Below are 23,019 nucleotides of genomic sequence, written 5' to 3' on the forward strand. Positions count from 1 at the left end.
TTTTTTGTCCTCGCAAGCGCGAGGGTTTCGACATTTGCTTCGGCAATGCGCCGCGCTTGGCTGGCCGGCTCCTCCCGCCGGCTTTCCTCACATCGGGTTCGGCAGGTAGCTCGCACCTCCCCGGCATTGCTTGAGATATTCCAGCGCTCGCACCTGCCCGGTGATCTCCAGGTCGCCCCGATAGACCGGATCGTGCCAGCCCTCGATGTCGATGGCGCCCTTGTAACCGGCAAGCCGCAATTCGCTGATCACCCGCGCCCAGTCGCTGTCGCCGAAGCCTGGCGTGCGCATCTGCACGAAGGGCAGCCGGCCGAACACGCCGTGCTCGCGGATGACATCCCAGCGCACCGTCGCGTCCTTGCCGTGGACATGGAAGATGCGCGGCGCCCATTTGCGGATCTGCGGCATCGGATCGATCAAATAGACGAGTTGGTGGCAAGGCTCCCATTCCAGCCCGAGATTGTCGTCGGGCAATTCGTTGAACATCAGCTCCCAGGCGTCGGGATTGTGGGCGATGTTCCAGTCGCCGGCGGCCCAGTTGCCGTCCATGGCGCAATTCTCGAAGGCGATGCGCACGCCCTTGTCGGCGGCGCGTTTTGCAAGCGGCCCCCACACCTCGCGGAAGCGCGGCAGGCTGTCGGTCAGCTTCTTGCCGCGCAGGCGCCCGGTGAAGCCGCTGACCGTCGAAGCGCCGAATAGATGCGCGTTGTCGATCACCGTTTCCCAGGCCTCGAGCACACCGCGATCGACCTCGCCGCTCTCCAGCGGATTGCCGAACACGCCGATCGTGGACACGCTGACGTCGGCATCGCCGATCGCCTCGCGGATCTGCCCGGCCAGCCGCGGCAGGTCCTTGCCGCCAAGCGTCTGCCAGAAGAAGGGCTGGATGCTCTCGAAGCCGAGCGGCAGGATCTGCCTGATATAGGCAGCCGGGTCGTCGAGATTGGCCCGCACCATGGTGCCGATCCGGATGTCGAGAAGCGGGTTGGGCATCACTATGCTTCCTCTGCGATGGCGATGCGCCGTCCGGTCTCGGCGCTTTCGATGGCGCCGAAGACCATGGCCAGGCTCTTGATGTTGTCGGCGCCATGCGTCTCCGGCTCGGTGCCGGTCTCGACGGCGTGCATGAAATCCTTGATGATGCCGAGATGGCCGCCGATGCGGTCGGCGGGATCGAGCGGCGGCACCTCGACCGGCTCGGTCTTGTCGAGCAAGCCATCGCGGCCGGGCACCACCATTTCAGCCTTCAGCACATCGTGGCCAACCCAGATGATGCTGCCGCGTTCGGCGACGATGCGCCAGCTGCCTTCCCAGCTGGTGCGGAAACCGGCGGCGCACCAGGAGCCGGCATAGGTGAAGACCTTGCCGCCGCCGAGGTCGAAGACGGCGCTGGCCGACGAGCCCTGCCGGTACCAGGAATTGGCCGGCTCCCATTCCTGGCAATGGACGCTGGCCGGCTCGCCGGCAACCATATAGCGGGCGGCGTCGAATGTGTGGATCGCCATGTCGAGCAGCAGCACATGCGCCATCTCCTCGCGAAAGCCGCCGAAATGCGGCCCGATGAAGAAGTCGGCATGGATGCTGGTCGGATTGCCGATGGCGCCCGACTGAAGAAACCGCCTTATGCGCCTGACATTGGCGACGTAACGGCGGTTCTGCACCACGGCATGCACGCGTCCTGCCTGTTTGGCTGCCTCGATGATGGCGCGGGCGTTCTGCGGACTGTCGGCCAGAGGTTTCTCGGTCAAGAGATGGCAATTATGCGCAAAGGCGGCAAAAGCGACATCGCGCCGGGCGGCGGGGACAACGACATCGAACACCGCATCAGGCTTTGTCTGCTCGAGCACCGCGTCGAGGCTGGTGCCGATGACGGCGCTGGTGAGATTGTATTCGCCCGCCCTCGCCTTCGCCCGTTCGGCGTCGAGGTCGACAAGGCCGACGATGGCAAGCCCGTCGACCTGCCTCGCGGCATCGAGCCACTGTCTGCTCATCGCACCACAGCCGACGAGGACGGCTTTCATCATCCGGCATTCCTCCCGTCCGGCCCCTCCAGGCCGAATGTCACGGCATCCACGGCATCACCGTAAACGTTTTTCCGTAAACGTTTACGAGAACACACCCTATAGCGTAGAATGTCAATCGGCTGCTTCTCGAAAATCATCCGGAAGCCTTGGCCTGAACGGCAGCCGGTGCTAGAGCAGTTCAGCCTTTCAACAAACGGTGAATTGCTCTAACTCTTTGTTTTGGCGCAATTCCGGGCGAAAACCGCTTCGCACTTTTCCTGGAATTGCGTCGGCCAAGGCGGGGGAATTGTCCTTTGGCGTCCAGCATTCATGACCTTGCCCGTCACCTGAACATTTCGATCGGCACCGTGTCGCGGGCGCTGAACGGCCGCGCCGATGTCAATGCCGACACGCGCCAGCGCGTGCTCGAAGCCGCCAAGAAGCTGAACTATTCCCCGAACCAGTCGGGCCGGAGCCTGCGGCAAGGCGCCACCCATTCGATCGCCTTCATGCTGCAGCCGCATCCGGGCGACCAGCAATATGGCGAACCCTTCTTCATCCCGTTCCTGATCGGACTGCAGGCGAAGCTCGCCGAGCATGGCCTCGATCTGATGGTCGTCATGGGTGAGCCCGGCCAATATCAGCAGGAGCGGTTGCGCCGCGTGGTTGAGACGCGCTTGGTCGATGCGGTCGTGTTGGCCAATACACGAAGGGAAGACGATCGGATTGATTATCTCAGCAAGGCAGGCTTTCCCTTCGTCACGCTTGGCCGAAGTCAGTCCGGTGGCGACACCTATCCTTCTCTCGATATCGATTTCGAGAGGGCGGGTGATGAAGCCGTCGACCGCCTGGTGGCGCGTGGACACCGGCGCATTGCCGCCATCCGCCCTTCACTTGATCTCAACTTCGGCTACCTGTTTCTCGACGGCTACCGCAAGGCCCTGAAGCGGCACGGCATCGAGGTCGACCCCGACCTGATCGCCGACGGCTTCATCAACGAGGCCGGCGGCTACCAGGTGACGCCGCAAGTCATGCGCTCCAAGGACCCACCGACGGCCATCATCTTCAACAATGACGCGATGGCGCTTGGCGGCTGCAAGGCGCTGGCCGAGATGGGAATCAAGCCGGGCCATGACATGGCCGTGATCGTCATCGTCGACACGCCGCTCTGCCGCTACTTCTCGCCGACGCTGACCGCCTTCCGTCCGGCACTGGAGGCAATGGGCCGGCGGCTGGCGGAAATGCTGCTGGCCTCGCTCCCCGCCTTCGCCGGCCCCGAAGGGCCGCGCATCATCCGCGAGGTCTGGCCGCTGGAGCTGATCGCGCGCGACAGCGATTGATGGAGGCGAAGAAGGTGCTCAGTCCACCTTCTTCTCGCCCTTCTCGCCGGCCTTGACGATATCGCCCGTGGTGAACAGGATTTCCTTCAGTTCCGCCCGCCAATCCGTCTTCTGGCGCAGCAGGAATTCCAGGTCCATGCCGAAATGCTTGAACTCCTCGCCTTGCGCGTTCTTCATGATGGCGCGAGCCTGCGGATCTTTCTCCACCGACATGCGCTGTTCGTACCAGGAGATCGCTTCCGCCTCCTCGATCAGCGAGGTGATCATGCGCGCAAAGGTCCGCACCTTCTGCGACAGTTCCTCAGGCGGTTCGTGATACTGGTCGAAACCCATGGCGTCAGTCCTCCCCTCAAAATGGCTCGCCGGTGCCGATTGGGCACCGGCTGCAAACCATGAATGCGCGGAAGGCACTGCAAGTTCCGGATCGCACCACAACCAGGACGATCAGTGGGAGATCGGCTTTATGACACGGGCGGCGCCCCGCCTTCTTCGGTGCGCCGGGCGATGAACTCGTCGAGCATGCCGGCCGTGGCGGCGGCCGAAGCCGGCGGCTCGAAATCGGCAAGGATGCGCCTCCAGACGCCGGTGGCACGCTCGCTCGCCGTCTTCGATCCGCTTTGTGTCCAGTTGCCGAAATTCGACCAGTCCGCCACCAGCGGTTCGTAGAAAGCCGTACGATAGCGCGCCATCGTGTGGCCGGCCGAGAAGAAATGGCCGCCCGGCTGCACTTCGGCGATCGCCTCGAAGCCGATGGAATCGTCGTCGCCGGGCGTCGCGGCGCAGAGTTCAGCGACCGTCTGCAACGCCTCGACATCGGTGACCAGTTTCTCCAGGGAAACGCTCAAGCCGCCTTCCAGCCAGCCGGCGGCATGAATGCAGACCGTAGCGCCGGCCAGAACCGAGCCCCACAATGCGAATTGCGTCTCATGCGCGGCCTGCGCATCCGAGATGTTGGCCGCGCTGCCGCCGCCGGACCGCCACGGCAGGCCGATGAAGCGCGCCAGTTGGCCGGCGCCCAGCGTTGCCTTGACATGTTCGGGCGTGCCGAAGGCCGGCGCTCCGGATTTCATGTCGACATTGGAGGAGAAGGAGCCATAGACGACCGGCGCGCCGGGCCGCACGATCTGCGCCAGCGTCAGGCCCGCCAGCGCTTCGGCATGCTGCAGCGTCAGCGCGCCGGCAACGGTTATCGGCGCCATGGCGCCCGCCAGGCAGAACGGCGTGATGATAGAGACCTGCCCCGCTTTGGCGAAATCGATGATGCCTTGCGCCATCGGTATATCGAGCTGACGCGGCGAGTTGGTGTTGATGACGGTGTAGCACCAGGCGTTCGAGCGGAACGCCTCCTCCGAAAGGCCGCGCGCCAGCCGCAGCATCTCGAAACCGTCCTCGACCTGCGGCGTGCCGCGCGCGAACACGAAGGGAAACTTGTCGGACAGCGTCAGCTGCGCACGATTGACGGCATAGTGGCGAAACCGGTTGTCGACATCCTGCGGCTCGACGCAGGGACCTAGCATATGCAGGACATTGAAATGCTGCACCAGCTTGATGAACTCCTCGAAGGCGGCGAGCGTGCCTGGCCGCCGGCCGCGCTCGAGATCGGTGACATTGGGCGCCCCGCTTCCGGCAAGAAACGTCATCGACCCGAGTTCGAGCGTCAGATCGCGGGAAGGATCGCCGCCACGGGCATGGATCGACCTCGGCGCCGAGGCCAGCGCCGCCGCCACCATGTCGCGGCCGATGCGCACCATGTCGGTATCCGGGTCGACCAGCGCACCGGCGCGGGCGAAAACCTCGCGTGCCTGCGGCAGCAGTACCTTGATGCCGAGCTCTTCCAGCACGCGCAGCGCCGTGTCGTGGATCGAGGCGACCTGGTCGTCCGAAAAGATCGGCTGCGGCAGAAACGGGTTCTTCAGCGAGCGGTAGTTGGGCCGGCGGCTGCTTTCGCTGCCGGCCTCACCCGTGCGTCCGCGCCGACGCTCGCGCCTGGCCTCACGTGCCGCTTCATCGATCATCGGAAATCCTCCTCATTGCCGCATCGCCTTGCCCAAGGGATCGTAGGGCGAGGCCGCGATGACCCGCGCCGGCCGCTCGACGCCGACAATGTGCACCGAAAGCGCAGTCTCCTCCTCGGCAGAATCGTCGTCCACCAACGCCAGCGCGACGCTCTTGCCGATCGTGTAGCCAAATCCGCCCGACGTGACGAAGCCGACGCGCCTTCCGTCGCGCCAGATAGGCTCGAAGCCGCTGGCGTCGGCGTCGAGTGCATCGATCTCCAGCGTCACGGTCCGTTGCGAGACGCCTCCCTTGCGCTCCCTCAGCGCCGCCTCGCGGCCGACGAAATCGCCCTTGTCGAAGGCTATGAAGCGGTCGAGCCCGGTCTGGCCAGGCCTGTAGCCCTGCGTGAATTCGCGCGACCAGATGCCGAAGCTTTTCTCCAGCCTGAGCGCATTGAGCGCGTAGTAGCCGATCTCGGCCAGGCCGAGATCCTCACCGGCGGCAAGCAGCGTCTCGCGCAGCGTCGCATGCATGGCCACCGAGCAGCTGATTTCGAAGCCCAGTTCGCCGGCGATGGATAGCCGGGCAACCCGCGCCCGCACCATGCCCACATCGAATGCCCCGCACGCCATGAACGGCAACGCCTTGCCGGACACGTCCTGGTGCGTGGTGCGTTCCAGGATCTTGCGCGCGTTCGGTCCGGTCAGCAGGAAGCCGCTCATCGCATCGGAAAGATCGGTGATTGCAACGCCGTCAGCCGCGTGGCTCTCGAACCAGCGCATGTGGAATTCCCTGAGATAATAGGAGCCCATCAGCCAATAATCGCCGCCGCCCCAGTTGATCACCGTGAGGTCGCCTTTCAGCCGCCCGTCTGGCCCTAGCATCGGCGCGAGCCGCGCCTGTCCCGCTTTCGGCAGCTTGCAGGCGAGCAGCCGGTCGAGCCATGCCTGGGCGCTTGGGCCCGACACGGCGTAGCGCGAATAGGCCGAGATATCGACGAGACCAGCAGCCCGCCGCACCTGCAAAGCTTCGTCACCGACGATGTCGAAGGCGTTGGAGCGCTTGAGTGTGGTGTTCTCGCGAAAACCCATCGGCGCGAAATAGGTCGGGATTTCCAGCCCCCAGGATGCCGTCCATTCGCAGCCCGCGGCACTCATGCCGTCATAGGCGCCGGGGCGTTTCAAAGGCCGGCCCGCAGGCAGCCGCTCGTTGGGAAAGGTCATGACGAAACGGCGCGAATAGAACTGCCGCGTCGTCTGCCTGAGATATTCCCGGTTGGCGGCGAAGGCGCCATAGCGGGCGATGTCCATGCCGAAGATATCGGCCTGCGGCTCGCTGAAAATCATCCACTCGGCCAGCGACTTGCCGACGCCGCCGCCCTGGCTGAAGCCGGCCATGACGCCGCAGGCGACCCAATAATTCTTGAGACCGCGCACCGGCCCGACGATCGGATTGCCATCCGGCGTGAAAGTGAAGGCGCCATTGACCCATTTGCGGATGCCGGCCGTCGCCAGGCACGGAAAGCGCTCATGCGCCTTGGCGAGTTCCGGGCTGATGCGGTCGATATCTTCCGGGATGAGCTCGATGCCGTAGTCCCATGGCGCCCCATCCATGTTCCAGTGCTTCGGGTTCTGCTCGTAGACACCGAGCAGCACGCCCTTGCGCTCCTGGCGCAGATAGGAAAAGCCATCGAGATCGACGGCGATGCCGATTTCCCGATCCAGCGCCGCGATCTCCGGAATATCCTCGGTGATGAAATAGTGATGCTCCATCGGTGTCACTGGCAGGTCGACGCCGGCCATCCGGCCGAGCTGCTTTGCCCACAACCCGCCGGCATTGACAACATGCTCGGCAACGATGGTGCCCTGCTCGGTAACGACGTCCCAGTGGCCGTCGGCGCGCGACATTAGCTCGATGACCCGGTTGCGCAGGATGATTTCGGCACCACGCTTCTTCGCAGCGCCAGCATAGGCATGGGTGGTGCCGTAGGGATCGAGATGGCCTTCGTTGGAATCATGCAGGCCGCCGAGCACGCCGGAGACATCGACGATCGGGCAGAGTTCTCTGATCTCTTGCGGGCTCACCAGCCGGGCGGTCTCGATGCCGACTGACTGGAACACCGCCCAGGCCGATTTCAGCCACTCCCAGCGCTGGGGATCGCTGACGATGTTGACGCCGCCGGTCATGTGCAGGCCGATGTCCTGGCCGGATTCGGCCTCGATCTCGCGGTAGAGGTTGATGGTGTAGTCCTGCAACGCCGCGACATTGGGATCGGCGTTGAGCGCGTGGAAGCCGGCCGCCGCATGCCAGGTCGAACCGGCGGTCAATTCGGCACGCTCGATCACCGCCACATCCGACCAGCCGAACCGCGTCAGATGGTAGAGCACCGAGGCGCCGACCACGCCACCTCCGATGACGACTGCGCGGTAGTGCGACTTCAAGGCTTCCCTCCCCTGTTCGAGGCCGGCACCATAGATGCACTAGACATATGTGTCCAGTCCGCGCCACCGACTTGCCGCACTGGGCGAAACTCCGCGTGGCAAAGCGCCATCGATTGGGTCACGCGAATGCGCTTCTTTGCTGGTGCACAAACAAGCCGGCGGACACACACCGCCTGTCACGCAAGCATCATGTTCACGCCGTAGATCGCTTTCGGGGAGACGCTCGCGGCATCATCGAGATGACGCCTCCTCCAGATTCAGCCGTTCCGGCACGCTTCGTCACAAAGAGGATTGTCCATGAAACACCTGTACCGAACCGCGTCGCTTGGCGTCGCGCTGGCCTTGTTCACCGCCTTGACGCCGGCGCTCGCCGACGGCACCGCGACCGTCGGCGGCCTCGTCAACAAGGGCTTGGTCGGCGTCGGCCGCATCCCGGCCGCCCAGCGCGACAAGTTCGGCGAAACCTTCGGCTCGGGCTCCGGCATGTCGATCGACACATCGGGCTGGACGCATGACGCTGCCGGCTACAAGGGCTCGCTCTTGCTGCTGCCGGACCGCGGCTACAATGTCGCCGGCACCACCGACTATCGCCCGCGCCTCAACACGATCGGCATCGAGTTTAACCCCGTCGCGCCGGGCGCCGCTCCAGCTACCGGCCAGGAACAGACCGGCGTCAAGGCGACGCTTGCCGACAGCATGCTGCTCACCGACGACAAGGGCGCCGACGCCACCGGCCTCGATCCGCAGTCGGACGTGCGCGCCGCCGCCGGCGACTTGCCGATGCTGCCCGCCGCCACCAACGGCAAGCTCGCCCTCGACAACGAGGCGATCGTGCGACTGCCCGACGGCTCGATGTTCATCTCCGACGAATATGGCCCCAATATCTACCGTTTCTCCGGCGAAGGCCGCCTGATGTCGGCGACCCAGCCGCCGGCTGCCCTGGTGCCGATGCGCAAGGGGACACCGAACTTCTCCTCCGACAATCCCGGCCCCGGTGCCGCCGAGCCCGATCCCAAGGATCCGGAAAGCGGCCGCCAGAACAACCAGGGCCTCGAAGGCATGGCGATGACGCCGGACGGCAAGTTCCTGATCGCCGTGCTGCAATCGGCGACCCGGCAGGATGGCGGCGATTCTCCTGCGACGCGGCAGAACACCAGGGCCTTGGTCTATGACGCGTCCGATCTCGCCCACCTGAAACTGGCACATGAGTATGTCGTGCCGCTGCCGGTATTCAAGGATGCCAAGGGCAAGACCAAGGTCGCCGCGCAAAGCGAGATCGTGGCGTTGTCGGACACATCCTTCCTGATGCTGGCGCGCGACAGCGGCAACGGTCAGGGCGTGAAGGGCGACACCTCGCTCTATCGCGAAATCAGCATCGTCGACGTCTCCACGGCCACCGACATCGCCGGCACGGATTTCGACAAGGACAAGCCGGTCGCCCCCAAGGGTGTGCTCGATCCGTCGGTGACGCCGGCCAAGCTGACGCCGTTCATCGACATCAACGACAATGCCCAGCTCGGCCGCTTCGGCCTGCACAATGGCGCGCCGAACGACCACGACAACCTCTCGGAAAAATGGGAAGCGATGTCGCTGGCAAGCGTGCTCGATCCGAAACTGCCCGACGACTATTTCCTGTTCGTCGCCAACGACAACGACTTCCTGACCCAGGACGGTTTGCAGGTCGGCGCGCCCTACAAGGCCGACGACGGCGCCAATGTCGACACCATGTTCCTGGTCTATCAAGTGACGCTGCCCGGCCTCGCCAAGAAGTAGCGATCACAGCTCAGGCGGGCGCGCCTGGCGCGCCCGCCTGAGCTGCCGCGATCGAATAATCGAGCCTTGCTAGGGATCCCGCGAAGGCGCTTACTTCAAGAACTCCGCGTCTTTCGGCACGCCCGCATCGATCGGCTCGGCTGTCCTGCTCGACACGGCCATGATCTTGCCGGCGGCCGACAGATTGGGACGCACGAAGACCTGGGCCGGACCGTTGACGCGGCTGTAGAGGTCGATGATGTCCTGGTTCATGAAGCGCACACAGCCGGACGACGCGTTCTTGCCGATGGAATCCCACTCCGGCGTGCCGTGCAGCCGGTACATCGTGTCCTTGCCGTCGCGGAACAGATAGAGCGCGCGGGCGCCGAGCGGGCTCTGCGGACCGGGCGGCATGCCGTCCTTGTATTTCGCCAGTTCCGGCCGGCGCTGGATCATTTCCGGCGGCGGCGTCCACACCGGCCACTTCTTCCTCGCCTGGACTACGGCGCTGCCGGTCCAGCCGAAACCGGCCTTGCCGAGGCTGACGCCGTAGCGGACGGCCTTGCCGCCATCTTGCACCAGATAGAGGAAGTGCTCTGACGTATCGACGACGATCGTGCCGGGCTTTTCGCCGGTCGGGTCGGCCACGACCTGGCGCACGAACTTCGGGTCGAGCTTGGTGACCGGGATTGCCGGCAGTTGATAGCCCTCGTCGGTGCGCGCCGCGTACATGCTCGCAGCGTCACCGAAAGCTGCATCGGGGGGCGCGGCGGCCACCGGCGGCGGCGGCGGCGCAACATCCGTCGTGGAGCACGCCGAAAGGGCCATCGCGGCCGCGCTCAAAGCGGACGCACTCAGAAACGCACGCCGGTTCAGGCGCTCGGAAAACAGCGGAATATCGGACATGAATCCCCCAGCTCAACCGCAAGATCCAACAGGAACGCGGCCCCCATCAGGATCAATATCCCATTCCGGAAGCTTTGAGAACATGATTAGATCGAGGCGCGCCAGAAGACCCGATGCCAATCTTTTCCGGCACCGCATCGACCTGTCCCGCTGAATCGGCGATCATCGCGGATCGGTCTCAAGATCAAGCCTTCGCCGGATTGCCAGACATGGACGAAAAAATGCCCACGCGCCGGCGCACCGGCGACCTGACCAGCGGACCGATCCCACGCACGCTTTTGCTGTTCGCCCTGCCGGTGCTCGGCTCCAACGTTCTGCAGTCGCTCAACGGTTCGATCAATGCCGCCTGGGTCGGCCGCTTCCTCGGTGAATCGGCGCTGACCGCCACCTCCAACGCCAATCTGGTGCTGTTCCTGATCCTGGGCACCGTGTTCGGCATCGGCATGGCGGCGACCATCCTGGTGGCGCAGTCGGTCGGCGCCCGCGACCTGCCCGAGGCGCGCCGCATCGTCGGCACCAGCGCCACCTTCTTTTTCCTCGTCTCGATCATCTTCGCCGTCTGCGGCTGGATCTGGGTCGACGCCATCCTCAACACGCTCGGCACCCCGGCCGACGCCTTGCCGCTGGCGCGTTCCTACCTGCGCATCATCTTCGTGGCCGTGCCGATGATGAACCTTTTGTCCTTCGTTATGACCGTGCTGCGCGGCGCCGGTGACTCGCGTACGCCCTTCATCTTCATGGCGCTCGCGGTCGTCCTCGACATCGTCCTCAATCCGCTGCTCATCCGCGGCATCGGGCCGTTTCCCGAACTCGGCATCGCCGGATCGGCCACGTCCACGCTGATCGGCCAGACGGTGAGCGTCATCGCCATCCTCGTCGTGCTCTATGTACGCAAGCACCCGTTGCGACTGGCCGGCGCCAACCTCGCCCTGCTGCGGCCAGACGCTGCCTTGCTGCGCATCGTCGTCTTCAAGGGCGTGCCGATGGGCCTGCAAATGGTCGTCATCTCAGCGGCGGCGCTGACGGTGATGGGCATCGTCAATTCCTACGGTTCGCAGGTCGCCGCCGCCTACGGCATCGCCGCGCAATTGTGGACCTATATCCAGATGCCGGCGCTCGCCATCGGTGCCGCGGTCTCCTCCATGGCGGCGCAGAATGTCGGTGCCGGCCGCTGGGACCGGATCGGCCGGGTCGCTGCCTCCGGCGTCGGCTTCAACCTCGTCCTGACTGGCGCCCTCGTCGCGCTGCTATGGCTTTTCGACCGCTCGATCCTCAGCCTGTTCCTGAGCAGCGACAGCGCTGCGATCGACATCGCCGCCCACATCAACAGTGTCGCATCCTGGTCGTTCGTCCTGTTCGGCATCACCATCGTGCTGTTCGCTACGGTCCGAGCCACGGGCGCGGTGATGCCGCCGCTGATCATCCTGGTGATCTCGGTGCTGGTCGTGCGCACCGGCTTTGCCTATTTCATGCGCGGTATGCTCGGCGAGGAAGCACTGTGGTGGAGCTTTCCAGCCGGCTCGATCACCTCACTCGTGCTGGCCGCGGCTTACTACCGCTTCGGCGGCTGGCGCACCTTGCACATGATCGAGAACCGACCGGCTGCCGGCGAGCCGCCGGACACCGGGCTTGGGGTGCCGCGCCAGCGCGCCAACATGGCGCCTGAAATGCCAAACGGCTGAGATTCGGCCGGGCCCTGGTCATCTCAGCGCCGATGTTTCAGCCCGAAAGCCAGCGCTACCACCGCGAATACGATAATCATGGCGGCGAATGCCAGGCTTGCGGCGATCGGACTGGCATAGGTCGAGACGATCCCGATTCCGATGACCGGCAAGGCGTTGCCGACGAAGCAGCAGACGAAGAAGCTGGACACAATTTCGGCGCGGCGATCATCCGGCGCGATCTCGTTCACCACCTGCAGGCCACCGCGATAGCCAAGCGCCGCCACGACGCCGCAGCAGGCGGTGGCCGCGATCATCAGAACCATCGATGCCAGCACCTGTGCCGCCACCACCAGCAGGACGCTGGGGACCATCAGGGCAAGCGCGGCCAACATGACCTTGCTGCTCTGCACCTGCTTCAGCACCACGATGCTGACCGCGGCGACGATCGCCAGTTCGAAGAACAGCGCGCCGGCGACGGCGTGGTTGGTTTCGTGCAGCTGCTGCGCCAGAATGCTGGGAGCCAGGGCGGCATAGAAACCGACCAGCGCCATCGCGCCGAAGCCGGTCACCGCCGGCGCAACGAAGCGCGCGCGTATTTCCTGCGGGACGGAAAGCTGCGGCCGCATGGAAATCTGATTGACGCCACCCGGCTTCGCGATCGTTTCAGGGGTGCGCCAGACCAGGATCGTCACCACCACGAGTGCCACCAGAAAGACGATGAAGACCAGCCGCAACGGCCAGGGCTCATATTGTGCCAGCAGTCCCGAAACGAGCGCGCCGAATCCGAGGCCGAGGAAATTGGTGCTGGTGGCAATGACGCTGGCGCGCGACTTGTCGGCATTGGGGAGAAGCTCGGCGATCCACGCGGTCCCTGTCCCTGCGCCAATGCCTATGCCAAGCCCGCTCAGGATGCGTGCTATGTCGAGCGACAGAACATTTTCGGCGAACAGGAAGACAAGCCCGCTGACGATGGCGACGCCCATCGCCGCCAGGGCCGCTGGCCGGCGCCCCACAACGTCCGATGCGCCGCCAAACACCAGCAAGGCGGCGAGATTGCCAACGACATAGACCGCATAGATCAGCGTCAGCGTGATCTGCGAAAAACCGAATTGCTGCTTGTAGATGATATAGAGCGGTGTCAGTGCCGTGCTGCCGGCAAACAGCACGGCAATCATCGCGGCGACAGTCGGAATCGCAAGAGCGTCGCCACGAGCCGCTTCTTGCGTATGCGCCAAATCGCGAAATGTCATGGCCAACTTCCCTTCCAGCCTCGGGATCGCGATCTTAACGCGTCCTCATTCCCGACGTTCCGGCCGGCTGGCAGGCTCCTGACACCACGGTGGGCTGAGAGCAATTCCAGGAAAGTGTGAAGCGGTTTTCCGGGGAAAGCGCATTTGCGCTTTCCCTTGGGAATTGCGTCAAAACAAAAAACCAGAGCCTCAACGGGAGAGCCGCCGACTGAAGAAGGTTCGGATCGAGGCCGGCGGCCTCTTGCCGGGCGCGATCTTGCATTTGCCGGGGCGCGGCCTGTGCGGCGGCCGATGCGGCGGGCGCACGATGATGACTGGCGGACGAACGACATGGGCCCGCGAGAGATAGCCGGAACTGACCCAGCCGCTGTGCCACGGTTTCCACCGACATAGTTGAGGAATTTCCCAAGCGCCGTTTATCGGCTCGGCAACATAGGCTAACAATTTACTTTCTTTCGACAATTCCTTGCGGGCAAGGGGCGGGATCATGGGCAAAGGCAGGGTCGAGGCATTCACCGACGGCGTGGTGGCCATCATCATCACCATCATGGTGCTGGAACTGAAAGTGCCGCATGGCGAGGATTTTTCCGCCCTGGCACCGTTGTGGCCGATCTTCTTCTGCTACGTGCTGTCGTTCATCAACGTCGGCATCTACTGGAACAATCTGCACAACATGTTCCATACCGTGCAACGCGTCGATGGCCGCGTGCTGTGGGCCAATCTCAACCTGCTGTTCTGGCTGTCGCTGATGCCGGCAACGACCGCCTTCATGGGCGAGAACCACTTTGCGCCGGTGCCGGTCGCCGTCTATGGCGCCGATCTCGCACTCTGCGCCATTGCCTATACGATCCTGGCCGCCGCGCTGCACCGCCTGCACGGCAACGACACCGCCTTTGCCAAGGCGCTGGGCCACGATCGCAAGGGAAAGATCTCGCTCGCCGTCTATATCGCGGCCGTCGTGCTGACTTTCGTCAATCAGTGGATCGGCGTAGCGCTCTATGTGCTGGTCGCCTTGGTCTGGCTGGTGCCGGATACGCGTTTCGCGCGGATGATCGAAAAGTAGACCTTCCCGGAATTGCTCTTTGTTTGACGCAATTCCGGACGGAAAACCGCCACACACTTTTCCTGGAATTGCTTTTTGTTTGACGCAATTCCGGACGGAAAACCGCTTCACACTTTTCCTGGAATTGCTCTTTGTTTGACGCAGTTCCGGACGGAAAACCGCTTCACACTTTTCCTGGAATTGCTCTTTGTTTGACGCAATCCCGGACGGAAAACCGCTTCACACTTTTCCTGGATTGCTCTATCTGCGCATTGCTTTCAGCTTTTCCGCCACCGAAGCGGCCAGGTCTGCATAGCGCTCCTCCAGCCGCTCCGCCGCCTTGATGATCAAAAAATCATGGCCGAACTTTTCCAGCGCCATGCGCAGTTTCTCGACGAACTCGGCCTGTTTCTCCAGCGCGGAAAACAGCGTCTTCACCTGCGCTTCGCTGATATCGGGATTGGCCAGCATCTGCGGCACCTCGCGTCCCATCTGGTCGCCGGTGGCGGTCTGTTCCTTCAGAATTGCAATCCAATCCGTCAATCGAAAAATCTCCGTTGATCCCGGCAAAAGTCTCCTTTTGCCCTGGCAAAAGTCTTCTTTTGCCGAGGGCAGCATGCGCAGCCTCGACCGGCATGGTCAACCCGAACACACGCTGACGGAGGCTTGCGCAAGCCCGTTGCGGCGCTAAGTTCGGCGCCATCGAAAGAAGGAACCCGTCACCGATGATCCCCGACGCTGAAATCCAGACCGCCCTGCCCGCGCTTGCGCCGGGCAACACCGCCGTCATCACCGGCGCCGCCAGCGGCATTGGTCTGGCAGCGGCAAAGCGGCTTGCGCTGATGGGCATGAAGATCGTGCTTGCCGACATTGGTGGCGCGCGTCTTGACGATGCCTCCCGGGCGGTCTCCGCCATTGCCGGCGACGACGCCGTGCTGGCCGTCGCCGCCGACGTCTCGAAGGCCGATGAGGTCGATCGTCTCGCCGACCGGGCATTCGGCGCCTTTGGCGATGTTTCGCTGCTGATGAACAACGCCGGCGTCGGCGACAATCCCGGCAAACCCTGGGAGAACCGCGAGGACTGGAAGCGGCTCCTCGACATTAATTTCTGGGGCGTCGTGCACGGCGTCGGGGCCTTCGCGCCGCGCATGCTGGCGTCTGCCAGGCCAGGGCTGATCGTCAACACCGGCTCCAAGCAAGGCATCACGACGCCGCCCGGCAACCTTGCCTACAACGTCTCCAAGGCCGGCGTGAAGACCTTCACCGAGGGCCTGGCGCACGCCTTGCGCAACGAGCCTGGCGCACGCCTGTCGGCGCATCTGCTGATCCCCGGTTTCACCTATACCGGCCTCACCGAAGGCGCGACGGAAAAGCCGGCCGGGGCCTGGACCGGCGAACAAGTCATCGATTTCATGCTGGAATCGCTGGTCAGGGGCGACTTCTACATCCTGTGCCCGGACAATGACGTGGCGCGCCCGCTGGATGAAAAGCGCATGGCCTGGGCGATCGGTGACATCATCGAAAACCGCCCGGCCCTGTCGCGTTGGCACCCCGACCACAAGGATGCTTTCGCGGCCTTCATAAAAGGCTGACCGTCAAGCGGCCTGCTTCTTCGCCCCGCGCTTTTGCGCCACGGCCTTCTTCCCGGCAGCGGCGGCGATCTTCTGGTCATGCCGCCGTGCCGCCCGTTCGCATTTGGCGCGAATTTCCTCGACCTCGGACTCCGTCAGATGCTCGATGCCGATGAAATGATTGTGGGCACGGCTCACCCGGATCAGTTCGTCGAGCTTGGCCTGGATTGCCGCGCCGTCACGGTTCTGGGTGTTCTGGATCAGAAACACCATCAGGAAGGTGATGATGGTCGTGCCTGTGTTGATCACCAATTGCCAGGTATCCGAGAAACCGAAATAGGGCCCGCTTACCGCCCAGACGACGATGATCGCGCAGCAGATGGCAAATGTCGGCGGCAGGCCGGCTACATGGGCGACCCAATTGGCGATCTTGGTGAAAAGCTTTTCCATCTGTCGGGATCCCTCGATTGCTGCCGCGATGAGAAACATCCGACGGCCGTTTCGGGTTCCCGCCGGTGACAAATACGTCAGGCACAATTGAATGCACGCAAAGCATGCATGCGATGGAAAACACACCTTATCGGATTGGATGTCACAGTAACGGTGCAGGCAAAAGTGCCTGTTCCTCCGCTTCACGGCGGTTATACCTCCAGCCCCTTCCGCCGCGCCACCCCCGCATGGCGGAAGGGGTTTCAGTCCGGAGAGCGCGGAAAATGGCAGCTTGCTTCGCAGCGCCGCCTCAACCTGCGGATTGCCTCGCTCAACGGAGTGCGGAACTTCGAGACAACGGCAGGATGCCGGCCTAAAAGGCCTGGTTTTCCCAGCGATCGAGGAACGCCTCGATCGGCATCGCCTGGATATCGGGAACCGCCCGGGCGAGTTTCTCGACCGGCCAGTCCCACCAGGCAAGAGCTTCGATTCGCGCCGCGACGGCAGCGGAAAAGCGTGCCCTGAGCGGCTTCGCCGGTATGCCGGCAACGATGGTGTAGGACGGCACATCATGGGTCACCACCGCATTGGCGCCGACGACGGCGCCGTTGCCAACGGTGATGCCGGGCATGATCACCGCGCCGTGGCCGATCCATACATCATGGCCGATGGTCACGGCTTTCGATTGCCGCCGATCGCGGAAGGCGGCGTCGACGCCCAGCCAGCGGAAATACTCGTTCGGCCGATAGCTGACCTTGTGCTGGGTCAGTCGCTCGATCGGATGCTCCAGCGCGTTGATGCGGCTGTTGGCGGCGATCGAGCAGAATTTGCCGATGGTGGTGTAGATAGCCTCCGAATGGCGCTCGAAATAGGAGAAGTCGCCGACATTGACTTCCCGCAACACCACCCGTTCGCCGATCGCGGCATAGCGGCCGAGCTTGCACGCCTTCAGTTCCGCGGTCGGATGGATGCGCGGCTCGGAGTCCTTCAGCACGAGATCTTGGGAACGGTCCATGACGGCGGCTTTACGTCAGAGCAACCACGCCCGCAAGCCGCGAACAATTGTCCGTCAGGCCAATCGCGCGAATCTAATTCGGCTTGCCTTTGCTCCACACCACGGTCTGGCCGTAGAGCGGCACTGTCGTGACCGACATTTTGGCCGAACCGTTCTGCACCTGGCGCGAATGCGAGAGATAGATCAGCGTATCGTTGGCCTTGTCATAGATGCGGTTCACCACCTGCTTCTTCCAGATCAGGCTGATACCTTGCTTGAAAACCTCCTCGCCGCCCTCGCCCATGTCGATGTCGCCGATGGTGATCGGCCCGGTCTGGCGACAGGAGATCGAGGAATCGGAGGGATCCTCGAACCAGTTGCCCTTGTGCAGGCGGTCGATGATGCTGCGGTCGAAATAGGAGACGTGGCAGGTCACGCCTTCCACCTTCGGATCCTTGATCGCCTCGACGATGATGTCGTTGCCGACCCAGTCGACACCAACCTTGCCGACTTCCTCGGCGACGGCAGCGCCGGTGCCAAGCACGACGCACGCGGCCAACGCGCCGATCAGTTTTCGCCCAATCCGTCCGCGCCCAATCGATTCGAGCAAGTGGAGCCTCCTGCGTTCGAGTTGCCGGTCTCAGGTGGGGCGAGGACCAATGCATTGCAAGGTGCGATCAAAACGCCGGTCGCCGCCACGGCTGGTTGCGTCAACGCGGCATCTTTGCGTGTACCCGGTCGAACCGCTAAGACTGTCGGCCGAACAAGGGAGCGTGGCTTCGGCCGGCACCCGATGAAGTTACAGACGGACTGTTCTGATGATGCGTTCTATCCTGGTCGGCATTCTCGTCCTCATGGCGGCCGGCATCGGCTGGCTGACTTTCGACTGGTATCGCGGCCACTATGGCGGCGAACCCTTCGGCGCCCCCTTCACCCTGGTCGATCAGAAGGGCGCGCCGATCACCGAGGCCGCGTTCCGGGGCCAGCCCAGCGTTGTCTTCTTCGGCTTCACCCATTGTCCGGAAGTCTGCCCGACCACGCTGTTCGAACTCGCCGGCTGGCTGAAGACGCTCGGCGACGACGGCAAGAACCTGCATGCCTATTTCGTCTCTGTCGATCCCGAGCGCGACACGCCGGCGGTGATGAATGCCTATGTCAGCAATTTCTCCGACCGCATCATCGGCATCTCCGGCGATCCGGACAAGGTCCACGCCATGGCCAAGTCGTTCGGCATCTACTGGAAGAAGGTCGACACCGGCGACGGCGACTACACGATGGACCACACCGCCTCGGTGCTGCTGCTCAACGGCAAGGGCGATTTCGCCGGCACGATCGCCTACGGCGAAAGTGCAAGCACCGCTGTCGAAAAACTGAAGCGCCTCGCGGCCAAGGGCTAGAGCTTGATCCCGAAAAGTGGAAGCCGGTTTTTCGGACAAGATCATGCTCAAAGAGAAACTTAACCTGATGACCCAGACACGGCTCCATTTCACCACCGGCAAGGTCGAGGCGGAGCGTATTTTTGTAGCTCTTGAGATGGCCTTCGAGGATGAAGGCCTGCCGATCGCGGTGCTGGAGGTCGACGAAGACAAGGACATCTACGAAGTCTCGCTCTATGCCGACGGTGACGTCGACGCGATCGAGGCGCGGATGAAGGACATTCTCGCCGGCCTCACCCTGTCGAAGCCCGTCGAGCGCGAGGCGCTGCCCGACATCGACTGGGTAGCGCGTTCGCTGGAAGGGTTGAAGCCGGTGCGCGCCGGGCGTTTCTTCGTCCATGGCGCGCATGACCGCAGGAAACGCCACAGCGGCGAACTCGCCATCGAGATCGAGGCCGGCCTCGCCTTCGGCACCGGCCACCACGGCACCACCTCGGGCTGCCTCGAAATGCTGGAACGGGTGGTGCGGCGCGAACATCCGCGCAATGCGCTAGACCTCGGCACCGGCAGCGCCGTGCTGGCGATCGCCGTGGCCAAGCTGGCGCATATCCCGGTGCTGGCCACCGACATCGATCCGGTGGCGGTCAAGGTCGCCGCCGCCAATGCGCGGCTCAACCACGTCAAGGCTCTCATCGAGACGGTGACGGCGCCGGGCTTTCACCATCCGATCTTCGGCAAGCGCGCGCCCTTCGATCTCATCATCGCCAACATATTGGCGCGGCCGCTGATGCGGCTGGCGCCGCAAATGGCCGGACACATCGCGCTTGGCGGCTCGATCGTGCTGTCAGGCATTCTCGAGCGCCAGCGCGACGCGGTCATCTCGGCCTATGTCGGCCAGAATTTCCGCCACGTGCGCACGCTGCACCGCGAAGGCTGGGTGACTATCCACCTCAAGCACTGAGCGCGGAATTCGCACGGCGCTGGACCAAGCCCACTCGGTTGTCAGCCAGGCGAGGCTGTAGCAGTTTGCGCCGCTGGAAATCGATTCCGATTTCCCGAGCCATAAGCTACGCTCGCGCGTGCAAGGAGGCCCATCATGTTCCAGACCTTCGATTCCGCGGGCGACCCGGCAGTCGGCAAGCCGCGCGTGGCGCTCCTGCGCCAATGGCTGAGCGGCAATGGCCTCGACGGCTTCATCGTTCCGCGCGCCGACGAGCATCAGGGCGAATATGTCGCCGATCGCTCGGCGCGGCTGAAATGGCTGACCGGCTTCAGCGGCTCGGCCGGAGTCGCCATCGTCCTGCGCGACCGCGCCTTCATCTTTGTCGACGGGCGCTACACGCTGCAGGTGCGCAGCGAGGTCGATCTCGACATCTTCTCCGTCGAAAGCCTGCTCGACAACCCGCCCCCGGTCTGGCTCAAGGACAATATCGGCAAAGGCGCGCGGCTGGGCTTCGATCCCTGGCTGCACACGGTCGGTGAGGTCAAGGCGCTGCAGGCAGCCGCCGACAAGATCGGCGCCGTGCTGGTGCCGCTGACCAAGAACCCGATCGACATCATCTGGAAGGATCAGCCAGCGGCGCCCGTGGCTCCGGTCGAGCTGCACCCGATCGGCTTTGCCGGCGAACTTGCCAAGGACAAGCTGGCGCGGCTGGCGGCGGCGATCGGCAAGGACGGCGCCACCCATGCGGTGCTGACCGACCCCTCCTCGATCGCCTGGGCCTTCAACATCCGCGGCGGTGACGTGCCGCACACGCCGCTGGCGCTTGGCTTCGCCATCCTCGGCGCCGACGGATCGCACCAGCTGTTCATGGACAAGCGCAAGTTCTCGCGCCAGGTCGCCGCCTATCTGACCCAGCTCGCCGAATTGCATGAGCCCGGCGAATTCGAAGCCGCCATCGTGGCGCTTGCCAAGGGCGGCGCCAAGATCGCGCTCGATCCGGTGCTGGCGGCCGACAGGCTGCGCATGCTGGTCGAGGACAATGGCGGCACGGTGATTGCAGCGCCGGATCCGGCCCGCATCCCGCGCGCCACCAAGAACCAGGCCGAGATCAACGGTTCGCGCGCCGCGCATCGCCGTGACGGCGCGGCGGTAGCGAAACTTTTGTGCTGGCTGGAGCGCCAGAAACCCGGCTCCCTCGACGAGATCGCGGTCGTCACCCGGCTGGAGGAAACGCGCCGGCAGACCGGCGAGGAAACCCAGATGCCGCTGCGCGACGTCTCCTTCGACACCATTTCCGGCGCCGGGCCGAACGGCGCCATCATGCATTACCGCGTGTCGCGTGCCACCAACCGCAAGCTCAAGGCAGGCGAGCTGTTCCTGCTCGATTCCGGTGCGCAATATCAGGACGGCACCACCGACATCACCCGCACCGTGCCCATCGGCCAGCCGACCGAGGAAATGCGCGAACGCTTCACGCTGGTGCTGAAGGGCATGATCGGCATTTCCACGCTGCGCTTCCCCGCCGGCACGCGCGGCTCGGAGATCGACGCCGTCGCCCGTATGGCGCTGTGGAAGCACGGCTGCGACTTCGCCCACGGCACGGGACATGGCGTCGGCTCGTATCTCGCCGTGCACGAAGGCCCGCAGCGCATCGCCCGCACCGGGACGGAGAAGCTGCTCGAAGGCATGATGCTGTCCAACGAACCCGGCTACTACAAGGAAGGCTCCTACGGCATTCGCATCGAGAACCTGATCCTGGTGACGCCGGCGGCAGAAATCGAGGGCGGCGACATCGCCATGCACGGCTTCGAGACGCTGACGCTGGCGCCGATCGACATCAGGCTGGTGCGGTCGGATCTGCTGACACGCGAGGAACTGCACTGGCTCGACGCCTACCACGCCCGCGTGCTGGCCGAAATCGGCCCGATGCTCGACGGCGAAACGCTGGCCTGGCTGGAAAAGGCAACCGCGCCATTGCCGCACGACGCCAAGATTTAAGATGAGCTACTTTCTCCCCGTTTGCGGGGAGAAATGCCCGGCAGGACAATGAAGGGCGGCGCGGACGTTCGAAACGTTCGCGCCGGCAAAATCACCCCACGAACTGCCGGGCCGCTATGAGCACCGCAGCCCCGACCAGAAACATCGCCATCAGCCCACCGCGCAGCGAAACCAGCGCAGTAACCACCAATGCCGCCCATTCCGCCGGTCCGGCATTCAACAGTTCGGGCGCTACCAGCGTCGTCAGCACCGCCGCGGGCACGGCGTTGAGGCCTGCCTCGACGCGAGGATGGATGTTGTCGAAGCGGGAGATGACCAGATGCCCGCCAATGCGCGTCAGATAGGTGGCGATCGCGCCGACGATGATGATCCAGAATGTCGTGCTCATGGCTTTGTCCCCACACCGCTATGGTGCGGCGGCAGGATTACGGCGAGCACCACGCCGGCAATGGCGCCGATCGAGACGTGCCAAGGCGAGCCGACCGTCTTGTAGGCGATGATCGAGGCGGCGCCACTGGCGATCACCACCGGCAGCCACAGCGGCCGCTTGCGGAAGCCCATCACCAGGCCGAGAAAATAGATCGGCAGCAGGAAATCGATGCCCAGCGCATGCGTGTCGGGAATGAGCTTGCCGAACACCGCGCCGAGCGCGCTTTCGATCACCCAGAACACGTAGACGGGCAGGCCCAGTCCCAGGTACCAGGCGAAACCGACCTTCTTTCCGGATTGCGCCCTCGCCTCGGCCACCGCGAATTGCGGATCGGTGAGAATGAAATAGCCAAGCGCTTGTTGGATAATCGGCCAGTGCGCGATGCGCCGGCCGATGCCGGCGGAATAGAGCACATGGCGGAAATTGACGGCAAAGATCGACAGCACGATCAGCCACGGCGCGACGTGCTGGCCGAACAGCTGGATACCGACCATCTGGCTGGCGCCGCCATAAACCAGCGCGCTCATCAGGAACGCTTCGAGGACCGAAAAGCCCTGGTCGACGGCAAGCGCCCCAAACAGCACCGCGAACGGCGCTGAAGCCACCACGACAGGCATCGAGAGCCGCACGCCCTGCCAGAAATCGCTTCGATCGCCGCCCTGCGAAATCACGTCCGTCGCCATAAACCACTCCTGATGCATGTCGCCCAAAAGTGCGTAGCGGTTTTGGGATTACGACATGCACAACAACTAATGCATGTCGCCCAAAAGTGACCCGGTTTTGGGGGAACGACATGCACAAAAACAAAGACCTAAAGCGCGTCGCATGAATCCGCTTGAGCGCGACGCGCTTTAGGAGTGGCGGTATGTAGGTGGCATGCCC

General features: G+C 63.8%; 21 protein-coding genes. 8 read left to right on the forward strand and 13 right to left on the reverse strand.

Features of this window, described 5'->3' with window-relative positions; genetic code table 11:
* Nucleotides 1-87: 87 nt before the first annotated feature.
* Both X743_RS158980 and X743_RS158975 read right to left on the reverse strand, forming a co-directional pair.
* Nucleotides 88-993, reverse strand: a complete 906-nt coding sequence (locus X743_RS158980; RefSeq protein WP_023765097.1) for a sugar phosphate isomerase/epimerase — start codon at nucleotides 991-993, stop codon at nucleotides 88-90.
* A gap of 2 nt (nucleotides 994-995) precedes the next feature.
* On the reverse strand, nucleotides 996-2,024 hold the full coding sequence (locus X743_RS158975; protein WP_023765098.1) for a Gfo/Idh/MocA family oxidoreductase: 1,029 nt from the start codon (nucleotides 2,022-2,024) through the stop codon (nucleotides 996-998).
* A 293-nt stretch (nucleotides 2,025-2,317) separates the two neighbouring features.
* Between X743_RS158975 and X743_RS158970 the strand changes: the two genes are divergently transcribed.
* Nucleotides 2,318-3,343, forward strand: coding sequence for a LacI family DNA-binding transcriptional regulator (locus X743_RS158970; RefSeq protein WP_023765099.1), 1,026 nt, complete (start codon nucleotides 2,318-2,320; stop codon nucleotides 3,341-3,343).
* Between the two features lie 18 nt (nucleotides 3,344-3,361).
* Here the strand turns inward: X743_RS158970 and X743_RS158965 are convergent, their stop codons facing one another.
* The 3 genes from X743_RS158965 to X743_RS158955 all read right to left on the reverse strand — a co-directional run bounded on the left by X743_RS158965 (nucleotide 3,362) and on the right by X743_RS158955 (nucleotide 7,782).
* Nucleotides 3,362-3,676 carry a hypothetical protein gene (locus tag X743_RS158965; protein WP_023765100.1) on the reverse strand — a complete coding sequence of 105 codons (315 nt, stop codon included), beginning with the start codon at nucleotides 3,674-3,676 and terminating at the stop codon, nucleotides 3,362-3,364.
* Nucleotides 3,677-3,804: 128 nt separating this feature from the next.
* On the reverse strand, nucleotides 3,805-5,358 hold the full coding sequence (locus tag X743_RS158960) for a trimethylamine methyltransferase family protein (protein ID WP_023765101.1): 1,554 nt from the start codon (nucleotides 5,356-5,358) through the stop codon (nucleotides 3,805-3,807).
* A 12-nt stretch (nucleotides 5,359-5,370) separates the two neighbouring features.
* Nucleotides 5,371-7,782, reverse strand: a complete 2,412-nt coding sequence (locus tag X743_RS158955) for an FAD-dependent oxidoreductase (RefSeq protein ID WP_023765102.1) — start codon at nucleotides 7,780-7,782, stop codon at nucleotides 5,371-5,373.
* A gap of 297 nt (nucleotides 7,783-8,079) precedes the next feature.
* Between X743_RS158955 and X743_RS158950 the strand changes: the two genes are divergently transcribed.
* Nucleotides 8,080-9,555: an esterase-like activity of phytase family protein gene (locus X743_RS158950; protein ID WP_023765103.1), complete on the forward strand. Its 1,476-nt coding sequence runs from the start codon at nucleotides 8,080-8,082 to the stop codon at nucleotides 9,553-9,555.
* A 90-nt stretch (nucleotides 9,556-9,645) separates the two neighbouring features.
* On the opposite strand, the gene X743_RS158945 is transcribed toward X743_RS158950, so the two are convergent.
* Nucleotides 9,646-10,440: a L,D-transpeptidase gene (locus tag X743_RS158945; protein ID WP_023765104.1), complete on the reverse strand. Its 795-nt coding sequence runs from the start codon at nucleotides 10,438-10,440 to the stop codon at nucleotides 9,646-9,648.
* Nucleotides 10,441-10,649: 209 nt separating this feature from the next.
* Between X743_RS158945 and X743_RS158940 the strand changes: the two genes are divergently transcribed.
* Nucleotides 10,650-12,122, forward strand: coding sequence for an MATE family efflux transporter (locus X743_RS158940; protein WP_023765105.1), 1,473 nt, complete (start codon nucleotides 10,650-10,652; stop codon nucleotides 12,120-12,122).
* Between the two features lie 23 nt (nucleotides 12,123-12,145).
* On the opposite strand, the gene X743_RS158935 is transcribed toward X743_RS158940, so the two are convergent.
* On the reverse strand, nucleotides 12,146-13,354 hold the full coding sequence (locus X743_RS158935; protein WP_023765106.1) for an MFS transporter: 1,209 nt from the start codon (nucleotides 13,352-13,354) through the stop codon (nucleotides 12,146-12,148).
* A gap of 487 nt (nucleotides 13,355-13,841) precedes the next feature.
* Between X743_RS158935 and X743_RS158930 the strand changes: the two genes are divergently transcribed.
* A complete protein-coding gene (locus tag X743_RS158930) occupies nucleotides 13,842-14,417 on the forward strand; it encodes a TMEM175 family protein (protein WP_023765107.1) in 576 nt (191 codons plus the stop codon).
* A 240-nt stretch (nucleotides 14,418-14,657) separates the two neighbouring features.
* Here X743_RS158930 and X743_RS158925 read toward each other — a convergent pair whose 3' ends face one another.
* Nucleotides 14,658-14,939, reverse strand: coding sequence for a hypothetical protein (locus tag X743_RS158925; protein ID WP_023765108.1), 282 nt, complete (start codon nucleotides 14,937-14,939; stop codon nucleotides 14,658-14,660).
* 182 nt (nucleotides 14,940-15,121) lie between these two features.
* Between X743_RS158925 and X743_RS158920 the strand changes: the two genes are divergently transcribed.
* Entirely contained in the window at nucleotides 15,122-15,988 is an 867-nt protein-coding gene (locus X743_RS158920; RefSeq protein ID WP_023765109.1) for an SDR family NAD(P)-dependent oxidoreductase, read from the forward strand.
* Between the two features lie 3 nt (nucleotides 15,989-15,991).
* On the opposite strand, the gene X743_RS158915 is transcribed toward X743_RS158920, so the two are convergent.
* The 3 genes from X743_RS158915 to X743_RS158905 all read right to left on the reverse strand — a co-directional run bounded on the left by X743_RS158915 (nucleotide 15,992) and on the right by X743_RS158905 (nucleotide 18,000).
* Complete coding sequence (locus X743_RS158915) at nucleotides 15,992-16,417, reverse strand: low affinity iron permease family protein (protein WP_023765110.1); 426 nt, start codon at nucleotides 16,415-16,417, stop codon at nucleotides 15,992-15,994.
* A 352-nt stretch (nucleotides 16,418-16,769) separates the two neighbouring features.
* Entirely contained in the window at nucleotides 16,770-17,411 is a 642-nt protein-coding gene (locus tag X743_RS158910; RefSeq protein WP_023765111.1) for a DapH/DapD/GlmU-related protein, read from the reverse strand.
* 73 nt (nucleotides 17,412-17,484) lie between these two features.
* Entirely contained in the window at nucleotides 17,485-18,000 is a 516-nt protein-coding gene (locus X743_RS158905; protein ID WP_023765112.1) for a CreA family protein, read from the reverse strand.
* 208 nt (nucleotides 18,001-18,208) lie between these two features.
* Between X743_RS158905 and X743_RS158900 the strand changes: the two genes are divergently transcribed.
* From X743_RS158900 to X743_RS158890, 3 genes are all read left to right on the forward strand, one after another.
* On the forward strand, nucleotides 18,209-18,787 hold the full coding sequence (locus X743_RS158900; RefSeq protein ID WP_013894687.1) for an SCO family protein: 579 nt from the start codon (nucleotides 18,209-18,211) through the stop codon (nucleotides 18,785-18,787).
* Between the two features lie 67 nt (nucleotides 18,788-18,854).
* Complete coding sequence (locus X743_RS158895) at nucleotides 18,855-19,727, forward strand: 50S ribosomal protein L11 methyltransferase (RefSeq protein WP_023765113.1); 873 nt, start codon at nucleotides 18,855-18,857, stop codon at nucleotides 19,725-19,727.
* A 135-nt stretch (nucleotides 19,728-19,862) separates the two neighbouring features.
* Nucleotides 19,863-21,707, forward strand: coding sequence for an aminopeptidase P family protein (locus X743_RS158890; RefSeq protein WP_023765114.1), 1,845 nt, complete (start codon nucleotides 19,863-19,865; stop codon nucleotides 21,705-21,707).
* Between the two features lie 91 nt (nucleotides 21,708-21,798).
* Here the strand turns inward: X743_RS158890 and X743_RS158885 are convergent, their stop codons facing one another.
* Nucleotides 21,799-22,095 carry an AzlD family protein gene (locus X743_RS158885; RefSeq protein ID WP_023765115.1) on the reverse strand — a complete coding sequence of 99 codons (297 nt, stop codon included), beginning with the start codon at nucleotides 22,093-22,095 and terminating at the stop codon, nucleotides 21,799-21,801.
* A complete protein-coding gene (locus X743_RS158880) occupies nucleotides 22,092-22,820 on the reverse strand; it encodes an AzlC family ABC transporter permease (protein WP_023765116.1) in 729 nt (242 codons plus the stop codon). The genes X743_RS158885 and X743_RS158880 overlap by 4 nt, the downstream gene beginning before the upstream one ends.
* Nucleotides 22,821-23,019: the final 199 nt, after the last annotated feature.

Source organism: Mesorhizobium sp. LNHC232B00 (genome assembly GCF_000502435.1).
Classification (GTDB): domain Bacteria; phylum Pseudomonadota; class Alphaproteobacteria; order Rhizobiales; family Rhizobiaceae; genus Mesorhizobium; species Mesorhizobium opportunistum.

Excerpts from the sequence above, each read along its gene's own strand:
- X743_RS158935 (WP_023765106.1), bottom strand. The coding sequence starts at position 13,354 with ATGACATTTCGCGATTTGGCGCATACGCAAGAAGCGGCTCGTGGCGAC.
- X743_RS158920 (WP_023765109.1), top strand. The coding sequence starts at position 15,122 with ATGATCCCCGACGCTGAAATCCAGACCGCCCTGCCCGCGCTTGCGCCG.
- X743_RS158945 (WP_023765104.1), bottom strand. The coding sequence starts at position 10,440 with ATGTCCGATATTCCGCTGTTTTCCGAGCGCCTGAACCGGCGTGCGTTT.
- X743_RS158975 (WP_023765098.1), bottom strand. The coding sequence starts at position 2,024 with ATGATGAAAGCCGTCCTCGTCGGCTGTGGTGCGATGAGCAGACAGTGG.
- X743_RS158950 (WP_023765103.1), top strand. The coding sequence starts at position 8,080 with ATGAAACACCTGTACCGAACCGCGTCGCTTGGCGTCGCGCTGGCCTTG.
- X743_RS158930 (WP_023765107.1), top strand. The coding sequence starts at position 13,842 with ATGGGCAAAGGCAGGGTCGAGGCATTCACCGACGGCGTGGTGGCCATC.
- X743_RS158960 (WP_023765101.1), bottom strand. The coding sequence starts at position 5,358 with ATGATCGATGAAGCGGCACGTGAGGCCAGGCGCGAGCGTCGGCGCGGA.
- X743_RS158885 (WP_023765115.1), bottom strand. The coding sequence starts at position 22,095 with ATGAGCACGACATTCTGGATCATCATCGTCGGCGCGATCGCCACCTAT.
- X743_RS158940 (WP_023765105.1), top strand. The coding sequence starts at position 10,650 with ATGGACGAAAAAATGCCCACGCGCCGGCGCACCGGCGACCTGACCAGC.
- X743_RS158900 (WP_013894687.1), top strand. The coding sequence starts at position 18,209 with ATGATGCGTTCTATCCTGGTCGGCATTCTCGTCCTCATGGCGGCCGGC.
- X743_RS158895 (WP_023765113.1), top strand. The coding sequence starts at position 18,855 with ATGACCCAGACACGGCTCCATTTCACCACCGGCAAGGTCGAGGCGGAG.
- X743_RS158910 (WP_023765111.1), bottom strand. The coding sequence starts at position 17,411 with ATGGACCGTTCCCAAGATCTCGTGCTGAAGGACTCCGAGCCGCGCATC.
- X743_RS158890 (WP_023765114.1), top strand. The coding sequence starts at position 19,863 with ATGTTCCAGACCTTCGATTCCGCGGGCGACCCGGCAGTCGGCAAGCCG.
- X743_RS158880 (WP_023765116.1), bottom strand. The coding sequence starts at position 22,820 with ATGGCGACGGACGTGATTTCGCAGGGCGGCGATCGAAGCGATTTCTGG.
- X743_RS158915 (WP_023765110.1), bottom strand. The coding sequence starts at position 16,417 with ATGGAAAAGCTTTTCACCAAGATCGCCAATTGGGTCGCCCATGTAGCC.
- X743_RS158980 (WP_023765097.1), bottom strand. The coding sequence starts at position 993 with ATGCCCAACCCGCTTCTCGACATCCGGATCGGCACCATGGTGCGGGCC.
- X743_RS158965 (WP_023765100.1), bottom strand. The coding sequence starts at position 3,676 with ATGGGTTTCGACCAGTATCACGAACCGCCTGAGGAACTGTCGCAGAAG.